The following is a 237-nucleotide window of genomic DNA, read 5'->3' on the forward strand; positions in this document are numbered from 1 at the left end:
CATTGACATTCGTGACGGTAATGGTGAGCAGTTGCGCGGTACTCAGCCCCCCAGCATCCGTAACAGTTACTTCAACGGCATAGGTATTGTTGCTTCCATCATCAAGGGGAGTTTCAAAATCAGGGGCGTTGAGGAAGGATAGGGCACCGGTTGTGGCATTGATGTCAAAGAAGGCTTGGTCATCGCCGCCGCTGAGGCTGTAGGAAAGTCCATTGCCTTCACTGTTGGTATCGTCAG

The 237-nt window shown here is 51.9% G+C and carries 1 protein-coding gene; it reads right to left on the reverse strand.

Going from position 1 to position 237, the window contains the following annotated elements:
- Positions 1-237: cadherin repeat domain-containing protein (locus JUJ53_RS23840; RefSeq protein WP_204154557.1), on the reverse strand; the 237-nt coding region annotated here is incomplete at both ends.

Source organism: Leptolyngbya sp. CCY15150 (genome assembly GCF_016888135.1).
Classification (GTDB): Bacteria; Cyanobacteriota; Cyanobacteriia; order RECH01; family RECH01; genus RECH01.